This window comes from Candidatus Krumholzibacteriota bacterium, from assembly GCA_016932415.1.
In the GTDB taxonomy this organism is placed as follows: Bacteria; Krumholzibacteriota; Krumholzibacteriia; order Krumholzibacteriales; family Krumholzibacteriaceae; genus Krumholzibacterium.
This window is the reverse complement of sequence record JAFGCX010000025.1, coordinates 1-16,752: the sequence shown is the minus strand read 5'-3', so window position 1 is coordinate 16,752 and position 16,752 is coordinate 1. Positions and strand designations below refer to the sequence as shown.

Sequence of the window (16,752 nt, the reverse complement as noted above, 5' to 3'; positions counted from 1 at the left end):
ATGGATAAATGGGAATGCACGGTATGCAGTTATGTATATGATCCGGAAATCGGTGACCCGGAAGCGGGGATCGATCCGGGAACTGCCTTTGAAGACCTTCCAGAAGACTGGATCTGCCCCGAATGCGGAGCCGGCAAGGAAGAGTTCGAAAAGGTGTAAGGGGATCCAGGCCACTTGTCTGAAAAATCATTTCGAGGCGCCGCGCTTGAACGGCGCCTTTATCTTATCCTGACAGTTTTCTTTCTTTTTCCCTTATCTTCAATGATGTCGGCGAGAGTAAGCCCGCTGAAGTAGTTTTCCAGATGGTCCTGAAGGTATTGGAGCTTTGCCTTCGTAAGGCAGGTTGGACTTTTTTCGCAAAGAAAGTCATCACTGAAACAGGCGTTGACGAGAATACGACCTTGTATCGCCTCGATGATCTCGAGCAGGCTGATATCTGAGGAATCTCTCCTGAGCTGAAATCCGCCAGATGGCCCCATCCTGCTTTGCACGATCTTCGCTTTCTGAAGTTTCTGAAGCAGCTTGCAGGTAAGCGGATACGAGATCTTTTCGCGCTCGGCGAGCTTACTCGCCGGAACCGGCATGTCTTGTTCCGTCCGGCCCAGTATTACAAGGGCCCGCAGGGCATAATCAGTATTTCTGCGAAGTATCTCCATAATCCACATCCTCCACTGTAAGTATCAGTCGATCGGCAGTATTCCGTACCGCGCCGACCTCATCAGATTATAACGATTTCCCCGGAGGGCCAAGGTAATAATCGACCGCGCCCAACATCACAGGCAGGGAAGCTGGTGACCGCTCCGCTCTCCATGAAAAAGCTTCAAGGGTCTTTTCCCCTTCTTCCGAAAGGTGCTCATCGAAAAGAAGGCGTCCAAGCCGGAGAAGATCAAGCGCGGCGACGGAATTCCCACAGGGAATGGCGCCGTCATAAGCGGGTTTATCGCGGACAAGGATTACATCGGTGTCGGAGCCTGTAAGGAAAAAACCTCCATTTTTATCATCATAGAAAAGTGCTGTCATTTTGCCGGCCAGAATCGAAGCTTCCTTCAACCAACTGCTGTCCAGCGTCGCCTGGTAGAGGTCTATAAGCCCGAGCAGTAGAAAGGCGTAATCGTCAAGCACTCCCAGTCCGCGCGTCTTTCCATCCCGGTAATAGCGCATAAGTCTTCCATCTTCGAACGAATGATCGAGGAGAAATCGTGCCGCTCGGCCGGCGGCTTCCGTATATCTCTTCTCGCCAAGGGCACCTCCGGTGAAGGCCATCGCTGAGATCATCAAGCCGTTCCAGGCGGTTATTATCTTGTCGTCCACCATCGGCCGTTCCCGAAGCGATCTGCGCTCGAGAAGGGTGCTTCGTCCCGCCGCCAGGATCGATTGGACCCGGGAAGGGTCATTACCTGTCTGTTCTGCAAGAGCGTCAGTTGATCCGGTAATATTGAGAATGGTAAGGCCATCCTCGAAATTCCCCTCCCGGGTAACATTGTAATAGTTGTTAAAAACGGCGGCATCTTCAGCTCCCAAGGCGTCGATTATTTCAATCGGAGACCATGCGTAGAAAGTGCCTTCAGCTCCTTTGGTATCGGCATCCTCAGCGCTGAAGAAACCGCCGTTTATGTCAGTCATGTCGCGCAGGATATAATCAAGAGTCTCCCGCGCGACCCGCGCGAACTCTTTATTTTTCGTCACCTGAAATGCTTCGATATATACCTTCGCCATCAAAGCCTGGTCGTACAGCATTTTTTCGAAATGAGGTATCAGCCATTTCGAGTCGGTCGAATATCTGTGAAACCCGCCTCCAATATGATCGTAGATCCCTCCGCGCATAATCGCTTTCAGAGTCGATTCGGCCATTCGGAGGGCATCGGGGTCATCATCTCTTTTCCAGATTTTCAGCAGCAGGGAGATATGCGCCGGTTGCGGGAATTTGGGAGCTCCCCTGAACCCTCCAGACTCCGGATCGAAAGAATCTTTCATGTTCGAAAGAAAATCAGCCAGCAGAGATCCGGAGATCACGGTCTTTTTTTCAGAATCATTTATTGAAATTAATCCATCGCGCATCTTCCCGGAGTAATCTTCTATCTTTTTCCTGTCGTTATTCCAAATTTTCGAGATGCTTGTAAGAATATCAGTGAATCCCGGCCTTCCATATTTTTCTTCAGGCGGGAAATAGGTGCCGCCGAAAAAGGGAAGGCCACCGGGGGTGATGAAGACCGACATCGGCCAGCCACCTTGTCCGGTCATCATCTGGACAGCTTTCATGTAGAGATCGTCTATCTCCGGCCTTTCTTCCCTGTCCACCTTTATCGAGATAAAATCGCCGTTGAGAAGGGAGGCGATCCTGTCATTCTCGAAAGATTCCCTTTCCATGACGTGGCACCAGTGGCACGTCGAATAACCGATCGAGAGGAAGATCGGCTTGTCCTCTTCTTTCGCTTTCCGGAAGGCCTCTTCCCCCCATGGGTACCAGTCCACCGGATTATGGGCATGCTGAAGCAGGTAGGGGCTGCTTTCCGAGATCAGCCTGTTGGTGAAATCTCCAGGAGCTTCGACCGGGTTGGCAGAGAAACCTTCATTGTCAATTATGGACTGCGATGAGTCGATGGGAGTACCTCCAGTTAATACCCAGACAGGCAGATCATTCATTCGATGGTCCCGTCCGGCCGACTTCCCTTTCCGCCAAGGCACCGGGAAATCGATAACCTTTATATAGGACTAATATAGTCCTATATTAGGAAGATGTCAAGTCCCTTCGCGGGAGATGGATGAAATATTTTTACCCCGATCCGGTATGACTTACCGCGAAAGGCGCCTTTCGGCGATGAGGGAGTAGAGTACTGGAACAAGAAAGATAGTTATCAGCACCACGCTCATTCCTCCGAAGGACGGGATGGCCATTGGAACCATTATGTCAGAGCCCCTTCCCGTAGAGGTCAGTACGGGAATCAGGGCGAGTATCGTCGTCGCAGATGTCATGAGGGCCGCGCGGACTCTCATCTTTCCCGCCCGGACCGTAGCCTCGCGGATCTGATCGACAGAAGATGGTCTGACCTCTCTGAATACCTTGTCAAGATAGGTCGAGATCATCACCCCGTCATCGCTGGCGATTCCGAAAAGGGCGAGAAAGCCTACCCAGACTGCCACTGAAAGATTGTACTGGCGTATCTGGAAAAGATCGCGCAGGTAGACTCCGAACAGGGAAAAATCAAGGAACCACCCGTTACCGTAGAGCCAGAGCATGATAAATCCTCCGGACCACGCGACGAATATCCCTGAAAATACGAGAAGAGAGACTGGTATATTCTTAAAATGCAGGTACAGGATGATAAAGATGAGAAGCAGGGAAAGGGGAAGTACGACCCGGAGCCTTTTTGCCGACCTGACCTGGTTTTCGTAACTTCCGGCGAAAGCATAGCTCACTCCGGCCGGGATCTCGAGATCGCCGCTTTCAATCCTGCTTTCAAGATAAACTGCCGCCGCTTCGACCACTTCGACTTCGCCATACCCTGATCTTTTATCGAAGATCACGTACCCGACCAGAAAGGTATCCTCCGATTTTATCACCATGGGACCCTTTACCAACCTGATATCGGCGAGTTCCGCGAGAGGTATCCGGGTCCCGGTGGGTGACGGAACGAGGATACTCTGGAGGCCTTCGATCGAATTCCGAAGCTCTCTTTTGTATCTTACACGGACCGAATAGCGTTCGCGTCCCTCGACTGTGGCAGTCACATCCATTCCTCCCGCAGCAGCTTCGATTATCTCCTGCGCCCGGCCGACCGAAATACCGTATCTTGCCAGTTTTTCGCGGTCGAGGTCGATCTCGATGTACGGTTTCCCGATGATCCTGTCGGCGACGATTGTCGCGGGATCGATCTGCGGTACTTCCCTGAGCAGTTTTTCAATAGACAGCCCGGTCTTCTCGATCGCGTCCAGATCGGGTCCCTTGATCTTTACTCCCATCGGGGCACGCATCCCCGACTGGAGCATGACAAGGCGCGCCGCGACAGGCTGAAGTTTCGGAGCGGAAGTCGTCCCCGTCATCTTTCCAGCCCGGAGGATTTCTTTCCAGATATCGTCGGGACTGTCGATGCCGTCGCGCCAGTTCCTGTAAGGACGGCCGCGCCCGTCCTCAATGAGATCTCCATTCTCGTTTCGTGGATATTTCCCCGAATCTTTGTCGTAACGGAACCTTAGCACTCTGCCATTTTTATCTGTGACATACTCAGGCTTGTAATTGATTATCGTCTCGAACATCGAGACGGGAGCAGGATCAAGGGGGGAATCGACCCTTCCAGTCTTACCGACTACAGACTCTATTTCAGGGAGGGAAGAAAAAGCGATATCCTGCGTTCGAAGGATATCAAGAGCCTCACCGATAGAAGCGTGAGGCATCGTTGTCGGCATGTAAAGGAAAGAACCTTCATCAAGATCGGGCATGAATTCATTGCCAAGGCCCGGGAAAACGTGTGAAATCGCGGTAAAAGGCCTGGCCAACCGCGCTCTTTCGGGAAGAAATCCGGCGATCCGGCCAAATCCGAGCCATATTATTACTCCCAGAAATACCAGCACCAGAGGAATAGATAGAAACAGTCTCCTGTGAGCAAGGCTCCACCTCAGGACCGGTTCGTAGATCTTCAGAAGTATCGTAAAGAAAAAAAGGAATCCGCCGAGCAGAATGGCGACGACAGCGAAGTTCGATAGAAAAGACCTGCCGTATCCCAGCGGCCGCCAGTGCCTGGCGAGGAAGATGCCGACAGTGATAACAATCGCGTAGTTGAGATATGACGGGATCGCCGCTTTCGCTCTCGCGGGGATCGACGGAGCCAGGTAGATATAAAGAGCCACAAGGCTCAGAACAAGCGCGGCAAGCCATAAGGAAAAGACGACGGCCGTGATTGCGGCAAGGACCATAAGAAATGCGATAAGGACTTTCGCGCGGCGAGAGATCTTTCTTTTCGAGAAAAGAAAATGGGCGAAAGGAGGAATGATTGCCAGCGCTATCACGACCGAGGATAAAAGGGCGAAAGTCTTCGTATAGGCGAGAGGTCTGAAGAGCTTCCCTTCGGCAGCGGTCATGGTAAAAACGGGGAGAAAGGAGATGATGGTGGTCGCTATGGCGGTCAGAACGGCCCCGGCGACTTCGGAGGTGGCATCATAGACCGCTTTCAACGTACTTTTTGAGGGGACTGCCATAGCGAGGTGCCTGATGATATTCTCGCAGACTATGATCCCCATGTCGACAATCGTGCCGATCGCGATCGCGATCCCCGACAGCGCGACGATATTCGCGTCGACGCCGACAAGTTTCATGGCGATGAAGACAAGAAGGATCGTAAGAGGAAGGAGCCCCGATATCAGCAGGGAGCTTCTTATATGGGCCATCAGGATAATGATCACTATTATCGTAACGAGAATCTCGTCGATCAGAGCCGTGTTGAGAGTGCCGAGGGTCTCGTATATCAGGCCGGTCCTGTCGTAGAAAGGAACGATCCTCACCTGGGACTCTGTTCCGTCGGCGAGAGTCTTCTTCGGCAAGCCCGGGGAGATCTCCCTGATCTTCGCCTTGATGTTGTCGATCGCTTTCAGCGGATTCTCTCCGAACCTCACGACGACTACTCCGCCTACCGCTTCGGCGCCACCCTTGTCGAGAGCGCCTCTGCGCGCAGCCGGTCCGAGCGAGACAGCCGCTACGTCCTTCACCCTGATCGGTACATTATCCGATTCCCTGATGACGCTGTTTTCGATGTCAGCAGTCCCGCCGATCAGACCGAGGCCGCGGATCACGTATTCGACCCTGTTTACCTCGATCGTGCCGGCGCCGGTGTCGAGATTCGACGCCCGGACGGCGGCGAGTATATCCTGAAGAGTCACGCCGAAGGCGCGCATCGCGTCAGGATCGACGTCGACCTGGTATTCCCGCACGAATCCGCCGATCGAGGCGACCTCGGCCACTCCGCCGGCTGACATCAAAGCATACCTTACCGTCCAGTCCTGTATTGAACGCAATTCGTGAAGGTCCCATCCGCCTGTGGGGCTACCCTCTTTATCCATCCCTTCCAGTGTGTACCAGAATACCTGCCCCAGGGCGGTCGCGTCGGGACCCAGCGTCGGACTTACCGCAGCGGGGAGAGTCCCATCGGGGAGAGAGCTGAGTTTTTCCAGTATCCGGGAACGCGACCAGTAAAAATCTGTCTTTTCGTCGAAAATGACATAGATCGTGGAGAATCCGAAATATGAGAAGCTTCGGATCGTCTTGACGCCTGGAATCCCGAGGAGCGACACGGTGAGGGGATAGGTGATCTGGTCCTCGATATCACGGGGAGAGCGGCCGCTCCAGCCGGTGAAGACTATCTGTTGATTTTCACCGATATCGGGGATCGCGTCGACGGGAACGGGATCGCGGGGGAAGATCCCGGTACTCCAGCCGAAAGGAGCGACCATTATACCCCAGAAGACGAGGATCAGTGTCAACAGGGTCATTATCAGTTTGTTCTGAAGGCAGAAGGAGATCATCCGATCGAGGAAGGAGTTCTTTCCGGCGCTGGAATTGTCATTGGAACTTTCCACGATCCCTGCTTTCGTCTACCTTGCCGGGGGCAGGGTTTTCTCAATCGAGCCGCATCGGAGCATGGAAGCTCCGTAGAAGGAATTATAAACAGTGTCGACCGCCTGAAGCCAGAAGGCGCCCCTGTTGCCGTCGGCCATCGGGCAATAGGTAAGGAAAAAATCGTTCTTCCCGGGATGTCCGAAATTATCGTGAAGACTGATCATCGATTTCGACAGGTTGTAGAATGCTTCGCGCGATTCCGATATCGTCCTGGCCGATTCTCCCGCTTCAGCTTCCCTGACGAGATCGGCCGATAATTTTTTCCATGATCCGGCGAGTTTTCCTTCGAAAAGAGAACGGTCGACCTGCCTGAGAGCATTGACGAGAGCGGCGTTTCCTTTCGACGCGGAAACGAGGTCATCTCCTGCCAGCGCCATCTGTACGGCGAAATATGATTCATAGACAGGCCCTAGCGACTGGAAACCTTGCCGCCGAACCTGATGACCGGCCTTTTCTTCATTCTCTTTCGATGATCGTGGAGTGCCCGATCCGATCGACGACATCATACCCGGTCTTGCCCTTATCTGAAGCTCGCTGTCGATTTTGAATGCTCCGTTCACGACGACGAGATCTCCTTCTTCAAGGCCCGATCTTACTATGTAATATTCACCGGCCCTCGGGCCGAGGGCTATTTCGCGCCCTTCAAAAAGAGGCTCCGATCCGCCGGGTAATCTAACGTAGACCACTGCCCGCGTACCAGTCAGCAAAGCCGATGTGGCCGGGATCACAAGGGGAGCTTCCGAGAGGTCTGCCGCCCGATCGTCGACAGCTCTGCCGAGCCTGTCAAGGCGGGCTTTAATATTGCCGCTGACGAACATCCCCGGTTTCAACCGACCACCGGAGTTGTCGAATTCAGCCCTTATCGATACCGTGCGAGTCTCATCGTCGAAAACAGGGTCGATGAAAGAAATGATACCGGTGAATTTTTCTCCAGGATGCGAGGGTGTCGCAAATTCGACCGGCTGTCCTTCCCTCAGCCAGGGAAGATCGCTCTGGAAAACGTCGAAATTCACCCACAGGCTCGACATCTTCGATATAGTGTATATCTTCGTGCCTGTCTCTACATACATCCCTTCGAAAGCGGATTTTTCAATTACCGTTCCCTCGGCCGGTGAAAATATCGTCATGTGATCGGTCGTTTTTCCTGAAGATTCGATCTGTTCTATCTGGCTTTTATCGAAGCCGAGCAATCTCAGTTTTTCCCTCGCTGCCGCCAGGGTCGGCTCTGCACCCTTTTCCAGGAACCTGTTCGATCCTTTCTCCTTGTTATTCATCACGGCTGCCTGGAGAAGTTCCTCCTGCGCGCCTACAAGATCGGGGGAGTAGATACTGACTAAAGGATCACCTTTTTTCACCTCGATCCCCGTATAATCGGCAAAAAGACGATCGAGCCGCCCGGGCATCCGGGATGATATATAGGTGACACGGGTCTCGTCATTGGTGATGTCGCCAGTCACCCGTATCTCAGCTTCGACGAACCCACGCGTGACTGGAGCTGTCACGATCCCGGCGAGCTTGATTGCGGCCGGTGTCATTCTCAGTTGCCGTTCTTCAAGGCGGTCATCGCCGGAGCCGGTTTCAACCGGGATCAGGTCCATGAAACAGATCGGGCATTTTCCCGGAGAGGGAAGTTTGATCTGAGGATGCATCGAACATGTCCACAAGGCCGTTTGCGATACTTCGGCTGTAACGCTGCCCGAATGCTCATGCTCGCCCGGGATTTCCCCGGAATCGCGATTTCCGCGGGAAAAGTACCCGGCCATAAAAGCAATGAGAACAATGGCCGCGAGGAGTATCAGCCCGTTCCTGCTATTTAAAGCTGTTTTACTGTTCATTTTCGACTTTCATCTTTTCTTTTTCGATCTTTTTTTCTTCCTCTTTGCCGAGTTTACCCATTTGTTTTTCCGGATCGGAATCAAATATCTTTTTGCATTCTTCGCCGCAGAAGTAGATACCGCGGCCCTTGTACCAGGTGAAGAACTTCCTGTCGATCACGTCTCCGGAAATCGGGCAGGTCGTCTGTATATTCTCGAAAAGTACCGAGTCGATCCGCGCCTGTTCGAAATATTTACCGGGGGCTGCCCTGAACTGGTCGATGCACATCGCGCAACAGAAATAGACCCGCTGGCCCTGAATATCTGTGAAAATCTTTGGATCGACCGGGTTGCCCATGACGGGGCAGAGGGTCTGTTTCTTCAACCCTATCGTTTCAATCGATCCGGCGTCGACAAGTTTGGGCACGGTTACCTGCGCGTTAGAAAATCCTGCGTACGCAGTTATGGCGATCACCACTGCGAAGATTATGGTAATTATTTTCATCAATGACTTCCTTTCAATCAGAACCCTGCATGAGTTCTTTCCCTGTCAGCATCTCAATCAGCGCCAATTTTTTCGCTTCAACGACCATCGCTTTTTCACGCTCAAGCCTCAGATCGAGAAGCTGGCGCTGCGCGTCGACAAGTTCCGAAAAATCCGCCGTTCCTGTTTTATATTCTTCAAATGTGACGATTAGAAGGTGCTCTGCTTTTGCGATCAGATCGTTGCCGTAGAGATCAATATCGCGCCCCGCTTCGATATATTCGGAAAAAACCTCTTCGGCGAGAGCTACAAGACTGTTCTTCCGGTCCCTGAGGAGATATCTGGTCATCTCGATGCCGGCTAGCGCTTCTTTCCCGCGGGAGCTGTTCTTCCCATGCCAGATCGGCAGTTCTACGGCGAAGTTGACCGACCAGGGGTCTTTGCCGCTGCCGGGCATTGTCGGATCGATAGCATCGCCGGTCTCGATATAGTCGAACCCTATCGTAAGATCCGGCCATCTTTCCCTGCGGGCAAGGGACAGAGCGGCCTTTTCCCTTCCGATCATATGGCCGAGCGCTTTCAGATCGGGGTTGTTCGCGAGAATATCATTCTTTACAGTCTCAAAATCGAGAGATGGGGTGAACCTGGCAATACTGTCAGATACTTCTATCTCTGCCGTTCCGGGAAGATCAAGAGAAGCTCTTAATTTTGCCGAGGCGGCTTTTTCCCTGTCGCCCAGAGATATAAGCCGCTCCTCGAGAAGGCTCGATTCGATCTCCAGCCTGACCAGATCGCTGTAGCGCCTGCTCGATGTTTCATATCGTGTCCTGGAGACAGCATCGATCTGAGCGAGCAGACCGGCGCCCGCTTCGATGATCTCCCTTTCGCGCCGGAGAAGGTAACAGTCGTAGTACGCTTCCTTGACCCGCAGAAAGAGGGAGAGTTTTTCCGACAGGTAAGCCTGATACAGGCCAGCAGCCGATTCAGCGGCCATATCTCTTTTTGCCCCGAGGGTGCCGAACCAGGGAAACTTCTGCCTGATACCGAATCTCTGGTTCTGCGGGCCCACCCTCGTTTCGATATTCTCAATGAAATAGCTATAGGAAAAAACCGGATCGGCAAGGGAAGATTCCGCGTCAATACCTTCAAGACGGGATTTCCATCTGTAAAAGGCGGCCCTCAAACCGGGATTGTTGAGGGCCGCGTAAGCGAGGTAGTCTTCGAGGGTGTTTCCGGGACCGGCCGGGCTGGCCGAAGCGAACCCCGCTTCGACGGCTTTCATCATATCCCGGGCCTCGTCTCTTTCGAAAGCTCCGGAAGAGGCAGGTATGAGAAACGCGATCAACAGGACCGCGCGGTAGCCTGCCGGAAAAACACGCATCGCATTTACACTATTCTTTCTTCTTCTCGATCTTGCAGCAATCCTCGCTGCCCTTGATAAATCCACACTTAACGCAAAGTTCTGCTTTTTTCGCGCCTTCGGGTATCCTGCAGCAACCGGGAGAACCTTTAGCGAGACCGCAGTCGGGGCACTTTTCCTGGCCCTTTTTGCAGCACAGGTCGCTGCCCTTGATCTGACCACACTTCAGACAGAGCTCGGCGTTCTTCGCACCTTTGGCTATCTTGCAACAGCCGGGAGATCCCTTGACCAGCCCGCACCCGTCGCACCTGACCTGCGCATGCTTGCAGCCAGCGCTGTCTAAGGAAGATCCGGGGCACTTTTTCTCAGACATTTTGCAGCACGTCTTATCAGCTTTCGCGCGATCGCATTTATTACCGGACATTTTGCAGCATGCTTTATCACCCTTCGCGTGGTCGCATTTTTCCCCGGCATGCTTGCAGCAGGCAGTATCACCGGCGGCATGGGCACACTTATTTTCCGCCATTTTGCAGCACGCCTTATCACCCTTCGCGTGTTCACATTTTTCGCCGGCCAGCTTGCAACATTCTTTGCCTTCGGTGGCATTTTCGCACTTTTTCCCCTCGTGCATGCCGCAGGGCCTGGATTCTTTTACCTTGTCCTGGTCTTTTTCACCCTGGCAAAGGGCAGCTGCTTCGCAAAGGCCAGCCGAGCAGGCTTTTTTATTGCCGCCGGCAAAACCAGGCGAAGCTGACACGAAGACGAAGAGCATTACCAGTGCGACCCCGATGAGGAATCTCGCGTTCATTCTTAAATTCATCCCTATCCTCCTTCTGATTGACTCGATCTATAAATTAAGACTGCTTTTTTTCCGGTAGAGGCTATGTCGATGCCTTTTTCCCCTTCCGGTCCATTTTCCCTTGTCCTTTTAAATCCTGACATCTGACAGTCTTGTATTCTCCAGTTTTTCGCATACCTCCTTGTTCAGTCTGGTTATAAGTGCTCCGAGGAGGCATCCCCCCTCGCAAACATTTTCATCAAGCAGGCAACCTTCAGTCTCGATTTTCGATTCGATAGCCTCGTATATCTCTGTAAGGGTAAAATCGTCCGGCGAACGGGTGAGCAGATATCCGCCGTTGGGGCCTCTGACCGATTTTACGATCCCCGCTTTCTGCAACCTCTGCATGATCTTGGCGAGATGCGCGTCCGAGACAAGGAACCTTTCCGATATTTCCCTGTTTGAGATACGTTCGCCTTCATGGCTGGCCAGATATGCCGTCGCGTGAAACGCGAGGGAGGCAGCGTTTGATATCTTTATAAATCCGTTCAAATCAGGCAGATCCTTTCAATTCCAGAGCCATATTTGAAAGCTGTCGATCACTGTAGACCGGGTCTCCAGCAAAATACAAGAATTGTAGTACCACAATACTACAATAACATTTTACAGTCAAGAATATTTAATGAATTAAAATAATATTTGTTCCAGGATAATCCAGATTTTTAGGAACATCAGTCCAATTTTCCCTGTCAAATATGCAGAGAATCCGGGGAAGCGATCTAAAAAGGAGGCAATTATCGAGGATAAAAAGGTTAATCCATATCCGCAGATCAGGCAGGGTTAAATAATAGGAAGGGAAAAATAATGGAAATGAATCAAATAGCTGGAGTTAAACGGATTTACCTGTTTGTTGCGATTCTGCTCGTTGTCCTGGTTGTCAACGGCGGGACCGGATCAGCCGGTAGTGTATCCGCTGAGGATCCGGAAAAAGTGGAAGTGGGTCTTATCGTAACATCCGTTCTCGATAATGATTTCGAGCCCGGGAAGGCTGTTCTTTTCTGCGCGACCTTCCAGATCGCCTGGGACAGGATGGCGACCGAGATCGTAGGGGAGAAGATCGTTCTCGACAGGCAGATCGAGATGGCCGACCTGTTGAACAGCGTCACGGGGGAGTCATTCGGCCTCAACGAAAGGGACTTCCTTGTGATGACGGGATATGGCGCCGACGATATCGTGGGGAAGAGCAACAGGGAATTGAGGGTCAGATTCGGAGGGAATGCTCCCATCATCGAGAGCAGATATAATGATGACGATGGGATACTTGCTTACGCTTTTCTCAGCAAAATGCTGAAATTCAGGGTGCCTTTTCAGGAATATGAAAGACCGATGAAGTTTTCGGGGTCAGCAGGAAGCATGGAAGTCCATGCTTTTGGGATCAGCCCGGGCGCGCAGGGGGGATCGGCAGACCTGAGAAGCCAGGTTGAAATCCTCGAGTATAGCCCGAAAGGGGAGATGATAATCCGGCTTGAAACCGATGATCCAGAAGAGGAGCTTGTACTGGCAAGCGTCGAACCGGAAGAATCGTTGATCAAGACGTACGAAAAAATCGCGCGGAAGGTGTCAGCTGCCAGTCCGGAGCTGATCGGCGAAAAAGATATCCTGCTGGTTCCAATCGTCGATTTTTCCACGGAATGCTCCTTCAAGCCTCTTCTCGGCAGGTATCTTCGCAATGAAGGATTCAGGGAATATTTCATCGCTGAAGCGAGGCAGGACGTCAGGTTCAGGCTCGATAGCAGCGGGGTACAGCTTGAGTCCGAGGGCGTATTCTTCCTTAAAAAAGGAGGCGGCGAGGGAAGATCGATTATCTTCAGCAGGCCGTTCCTTCTCTATCTCAAGCGCAAGGGCGCAGAGCTGCCGTACCTGGCTGTCTGGGTGGATGGCGCGGAGGTGATGGCGGCCGCGGCGAAGTAAACCAGGGGGGGCCGCCTGTCGAACAGAAAATGATCCCCCCGCGCAAAATCCTTTTTGTCACCAGTTGCCGGACTCGTTTACTGAAGGCTCGGTCCCGCGCCGACGATCAAGCGGCGATAATGATATCCCATGTCGACGACACCGGAATCGACAACCATATCTATTCTGGTCGTGCGAAGGTCGAAATTGAAAAGGCTCGCCTGATCGCTCCCAGCGTCGACGCAGGGACTTGTCTCGGTCTGTCCGCTTGCTACATGCGAGAGGTAATAATCTCCATCGGGCCCGGTGACCCATAAAGGATCGAGGCGGATCGTGTTTCCAATTCCTTCATAATCGGCCTGATCGATGCAGCAGTTCTGTATCAGTGGTTCGCCGGCGCCGTTCTCGTGTATCTGCGCTCCGCCGCTTGAAGTCGTGTTGTCCCATAGTATGCAGTTCGTTACGACGGGGACCTCGTCGGTGTGGATATAGATACCGCCGCATACAGATCCAAAATTAGCCGCGAAGGTGCAATTCGTAACATTCGGAGATGTCTTGTTGCACATGATCGCTCCGCCGTATCCGGTGATAGCGTTGTTTCCGATGAAAAGACAGTTGAACAGGTCTGCAGGATCGCCTCCGCGAGGATAATAGAAATAGATCGCTCCTCCCGCCGCAGCGTCATTATCGTTGAATACGGTATTCTGTATCAGCGGCGAGGCGTAATATGTGTTGATCGCACCGCCGCCCCCGTTGGCAATGTTTCCGTCAAACAGGCACCCATCGATATGAACGACGCACTGGTACATATAGAACGCACCCCCATACCAAGCGGTATTGCCACTGAATTCACAATCGTTGAATACAGGTTCAAGCGCCGTGTTATTCCAGTTCGTGATGTATATGCCGCCGCCGTTATTGTAATTTCCGGAGACCGAGTTCTCGTCGAAGTCGCACCTGGTCACCGTTATCTCGGAGTTGTAGCTTAGAAGGCCTCCCCCATATTTCGCGCTGACATTCTGGAAGAAATGGCAATCGGTGATCTGCGTCGTGCTGGCATCCATCGCGAGAAAGCCCGCTCCGCCCGCATAATCGGAACCCATCCCACCGGTCTCGTTGAAGCGGATGATCGAAGTGCTGATCGTCGAGTTATCGGCGGTCGCGTAGATCCCCGCTCCGAATTCCGCGTAGTTGTTCTCTATGATGCAGTGAGAGATCGTCATAGAAATACCGCTTAAGAATACACCGGCGCCCCGGCCGGCCTCGCCCTCCCCGTTGGCGTTGCCGCCGGTGATGGTGAACCCGTCGAGAACGGCGCCATCGGCGCCGATGACGACGTGGAACGCCATGTCGTTGCCGTCGAGAATCGTTGGATTCGCCGCGACATCGCGTTCAGCGAGGGCGGCTTCCGATCCGTCGAATCCTCCGTAGAGGGATACTCCGCTCTTGAGGCTAACAACGGGCCTGTCGTGATCGGTAGTGCCGGATGTGTACGTTCCGGCTACCACCCATATCTCGTCTCCCGCTTTCGCAGCGGTGACCGCCGCCGAGAGGTTTGTGAAGGCGTCATCCCAGCTCTCTCCAGATCCAGTCCCGCCGCCGGCCTGGTCGACGAACCATGTCGCGGCTTCAGGTTCGTCGCCTCCTCCAGGCGACGTACTGCTCGAGCATGAGGTAAGAAGAAAGAGGGAGGGAATCACCAGTACCAGTGTTATAACGCGAAAAACCCTGATTCGGGCAGGCGCGATAAAACCGGGTTTTCTTTCTGGCAGCGGATTTTTGTTTGAATATCGATAACTGAGGCCGGACAACGATATCATAGTAATCCCTTTCCTTTTGTGGAGTTGATCGTCCCTAATCGCTTTGACAGAATACAAATTATTGAGACGGATGTCAAGAGCCCCAGGTGTTTCTGACCGATCATCTTTTGTCCTTGATAAAAGGGATATTTTTGAAGATGATGTGGGCGGTTTTCATCTCCCGGGTGAGGTGCCCCGCAGCTTCCGGAGTCGTTTTTCATGATGCAGGAATAAAGAAGGTAATAATGAAAGAAAAAAAGAGAGAGATCAAAACCCCTTTGATCCTTGCCCCCGTCCCCGTGGTCCTCGTCGGCTGCGCCCATGAGGAACTCGGGCATAATCTTCTCACCGTAGCCTGGTGCGGAGTAAATTGCTCCGATCCGGAGATGATGCATGTATCGATAAGACCTGGACGTCATTCGTACAGGATGATAAAGGAAAGCGGCTGTTTCACAGTCAATCTGCCGACAGCGGGTATTGTCCGCCAGGTCGATCTTTGCGGAGTCGTCTCTGGAAGAAATGGTGACAAATTCGAACGCGCCGGGCTTACGCCGTTGCCTGCAAGCAGGATCGATGCTCCACTTGTTGCCGAATGCCCCGTGAATATCGAATGCGAATTACGTGAAGTCCTCGAACTCGGCGTCCATCATCTCTTTATCGGAGAAGTCGTCGCCAAGCACGCCGATGCGGCGCTGATGGCCGAGGGCAGGCTCGATATCTCTGAAGTGCCGCTGATCACCTATGTCAACGGCGAATACCGAGCTCTAGGGGAATTCCTCGGTACATCGGGATTTTCGCTTAAATAGCGTGGCGCACGGGCAATATTTCCCGAAAAAACAAAACACCTGTCAAAGAGGCAACCGGATTGTCGATTGGATGTTAAACTCTTGATGCCTGGCGCGGGATAGTATATCATCGGAAGGGTCCGGAATTGGATGGTGATTCCCTGTTGGCGCGGCGGGGGTGGCGGAAGGGAAGGGAAAATGGGAAAGCTCAAGGACGAGATGCGCCGCCAGATGCGGCTTCGCGGATACAGCCGCAAGACCGAAAAAAACTATCTCCAGCAGATAACCAACTTTGTAGCGTTTTTCAGGAAAAGCCCGCTTGAGCTCGGGAAAGTCGAGATAGAGACTTTTCTTCTTCATCTGACAGAAACGAAACAAGTATCGATCTCATATCATAACCAGGCGGTCAGCGCCCTGAAATTCCTCTATGCTCATGTACTCAGGAAATCGTTTGTGATCAGCGAGTTACCCCGGCCTAAAAAAGCCCGCAAGCTTCCTTCAGTGCTGAGCATGGAGGAAGTGCAGCGTCTTTTCTCCGTTGTGAGAAACAGAAAACACCTGGCGATAATGATGGTTGTCTATTCGGCGGGGTTGCGATTGGGGGAGGTGGTGCGCCTCAAGACGCGCGACATAGATCCGGAACGCCACCTGATCCATGTCAGGGGAGGAAAGGGCAGGAAGGACAGGTACACGATCCTCTCCGATGTGGCACTGGGAGTGCTGCGCGACTATACAAGGGCTTATTGTCCCTCGGCCTGGCTTTTTCCGGGAGCTGATGAAAAACGGTATATCTCTCCGAGAAGCGTTCAGAACATGATCACAAATGCATCACACCGCGCCGGGATAAGCAAACAGGTCAGCACGCATACCCTCAGGCACAGTTTCGCGACGCATCTGCTTGAAAACGGGACCGATTTGAGGTATATTCAGGAACTGCTGGGACACAAGAGCTCAAAAACGACTGAAATATACACCCATGTCTCGAGGAAGGATTTAGCACGAATAATATCTCCCCTCGACCGCATGAAAGCATTTGGAGGTTGAAAGCGCGTTCAGAAACAATAATGCGGATTAACACATCCCTGGTAGAATAGATCACGAAACTTTTACACGCATCTCAGCATGTTTTTCATGGGACGCAATTACGAACAAAAAATCGTCAATAACCCGTTATG

At 52.6% G+C, this 16,752-nt stretch carries 13 protein-coding genes; 4 read left to right on the top strand and 9 right to left on the bottom strand.

Annotated elements, in window-relative coordinates:
- Positions 1 to 159 (top strand): rubredoxin, encoded by a 159-nt coding sequence (locus JW814_09070; GenBank protein MBN2071592.1) that lies wholly within the window; start codon positions 1 to 3, stop codon positions 157 to 159.
- Between the two features lie 59 nt (positions 160 to 218).
- Here JW814_09070 and JW814_09065 read toward each other — a convergent pair whose 3' ends face one another.
- The 8 genes from JW814_09065 to JW814_09030 form a co-directional block, all read right to left on the bottom strand.
- Complete coding sequence (locus JW814_09065) at positions 219 to 656, bottom strand: Rrf2 family transcriptional regulator (protein ID MBN2071591.1); 438 nt, start codon at positions 654 to 656, stop codon at positions 219 to 221.
- Between the two features lie 67 nt (positions 657 to 723).
- Positions 724 to 2,643 (bottom strand): thioredoxin domain-containing protein, encoded by a 1,920-nt coding sequence (locus JW814_09060; protein ID MBN2071590.1) that lies wholly within the window; start codon positions 2,641 to 2,643, stop codon positions 724 to 726.
- A 150-nt stretch (positions 2,644 to 2,793) separates the two neighbouring features.
- Positions 2,794 to 6,513: an efflux RND transporter permease subunit gene (locus JW814_09055; GenBank protein MBN2071589.1), complete on the bottom strand. Its 3,720-nt coding sequence runs from the start codon at positions 6,511 to 6,513 to the stop codon at positions 2,794 to 2,796.
- A gap of 69 nt (positions 6,514 to 6,582) precedes the next feature.
- Positions 6,583 to 8,442 (bottom strand): efflux RND transporter periplasmic adaptor subunit, encoded by a 1,860-nt coding sequence (locus JW814_09050; protein ID MBN2071588.1) that lies wholly within the window; start codon positions 8,440 to 8,442, stop codon positions 6,583 to 6,585.
- On the bottom strand, positions 8,432 to 8,926 hold the full coding sequence (locus tag JW814_09045; GenBank protein ID MBN2071587.1) for a hypothetical protein: 495 nt from the start codon (positions 8,924 to 8,926) through the stop codon (positions 8,432 to 8,434). The genes JW814_09050 and JW814_09045 overlap by 11 nt, the downstream gene beginning before the upstream one ends.
- A 13-nt stretch (positions 8,927 to 8,939) precedes the next feature.
- Positions 8,940 to 10,286: a TolC family protein gene (locus JW814_09040; protein MBN2071586.1), complete on the bottom strand. Its 1,347-nt coding sequence runs from the start codon at positions 10,284 to 10,286 to the stop codon at positions 8,940 to 8,942.
- A 10-nt stretch (positions 10,287 to 10,296) separates the two neighbouring features.
- Entirely contained in the window at positions 10,297 to 11,085 is a 789-nt protein-coding gene (locus tag JW814_09035) for a hypothetical protein (protein MBN2071585.1), read from the bottom strand.
- A 108-nt stretch (positions 11,086 to 11,193) separates the two neighbouring features.
- Positions 11,194 to 11,595 (bottom strand): Rrf2 family transcriptional regulator, encoded by a 402-nt coding sequence (locus tag JW814_09030; protein ID MBN2071584.1) that lies wholly within the window; start codon positions 11,593 to 11,595, stop codon positions 11,194 to 11,196.
- 312 nt (positions 11,596 to 11,907) lie between these two features.
- Between JW814_09030 and JW814_09025 the strand changes: the two genes are divergently transcribed.
- The gene (locus JW814_09025; protein ID MBN2071583.1) at positions 11,908 to 13,014 is read left to right on the top strand and encodes a hypothetical protein; all 1,107 of its coding nucleotides are present in this window, start codon (positions 11,908 to 11,910) and stop codon (positions 13,012 to 13,014) included.
- Positions 13,015 to 13,091: 77 nt separating this feature from the next.
- On the opposite strand, the gene JW814_09020 is transcribed toward JW814_09025, so the two are convergent.
- Positions 13,092 to 14,813 carry a hypothetical protein gene (locus JW814_09020; GenBank protein ID MBN2071582.1) on the bottom strand — a complete coding sequence of 574 codons (1,722 nt, stop codon included), beginning with the start codon at positions 14,811 to 14,813 and terminating at the stop codon, positions 13,092 to 13,094.
- A 224-nt stretch (positions 14,814 to 15,037) separates the two neighbouring features.
- On the opposite strand from JW814_09020, the gene JW814_09015 reads away from it, so the two are divergent.
- On the top strand, positions 15,038 to 15,598 hold the full coding sequence (locus tag JW814_09015; GenBank protein MBN2071581.1) for a flavin reductase family protein: 561 nt from the start codon (positions 15,038 to 15,040) through the stop codon (positions 15,596 to 15,598).
- Positions 15,599 to 15,775: 177 nt separating this feature from the next.
- Positions 15,776 to 16,621, top strand: a complete 846-nt coding sequence (locus JW814_09010; GenBank protein ID MBN2071580.1) for a tyrosine-type recombinase/integrase — start codon at positions 15,776 to 15,778, stop codon at positions 16,619 to 16,621.
- The last annotated feature ends 131 nt before the right edge of the window (positions 16,622 to 16,752 follow it).

Bases quoted from the DNA above. Each gene is read 5' to 3' on its own strand.
- JW814_09070 (MBN2071592.1), top strand. From the start codon at position 1: ATGGATAAATGGGAATGCACGGTATGCAGTTATGTATATGATCCGGAA.
- JW814_09065 (MBN2071591.1), bottom strand. From the start codon at position 656: ATGGAGATACTTCGCAGAAATACTGATTATGCCCTGCGGGCCCTTGTA.
- JW814_09060 (MBN2071590.1), bottom strand. From the start codon at position 2,643: ATGAATGATCTGCCTGTCTGGGTATTAACTGGAGGTACTCCCATCGAC.
- JW814_09055 (MBN2071589.1), bottom strand. From the start codon at position 6,513: ATGATCTCCTTCTGCCTTCAGAACAAACTGATAATGACCCTGTTGACA.
- JW814_09050 (MBN2071588.1), bottom strand. From the start codon at position 8,442: ATGAACAGTAAAACAGCTTTAAATAGCAGGAACGGGCTGATACTCCTC.
- JW814_09045 (MBN2071587.1), bottom strand. From the start codon at position 8,926: ATGAAAATAATTACCATAATCTTCGCAGTGGTGATCGCCATAACTGCG.
- JW814_09040 (MBN2071586.1), bottom strand. From the start codon at position 10,286: ATGCGTGTTTTTCCGGCAGGCTACCGCGCGGTCCTGTTGATCGCGTTT.
- JW814_09035 (MBN2071585.1), bottom strand. From the start codon at position 11,085: ATGAATTTAAGAATGAACGCGAGATTCCTCATCGGGGTCGCACTGGTA.
- JW814_09025 (MBN2071583.1), top strand. From the start codon at position 11,908: ATGGAAATGAATCAAATAGCTGGAGTTAAACGGATTTACCTGTTTGTT.
- JW814_09020 (MBN2071582.1), bottom strand. From the start codon at position 14,813: ATGATATCGTTGTCCGGCCTCAGTTATCGATATTCAAACAAAAATCCG.
- JW814_09015 (MBN2071581.1), top strand. From the start codon at position 15,038: ATGAAAGAAAAAAAGAGAGAGATCAAAACCCCTTTGATCCTTGCCCCC.
- JW814_09010 (MBN2071580.1), top strand. From the start codon at position 15,776: ATGGGAAAGCTCAAGGACGAGATGCGCCGCCAGATGCGGCTTCGCGGA.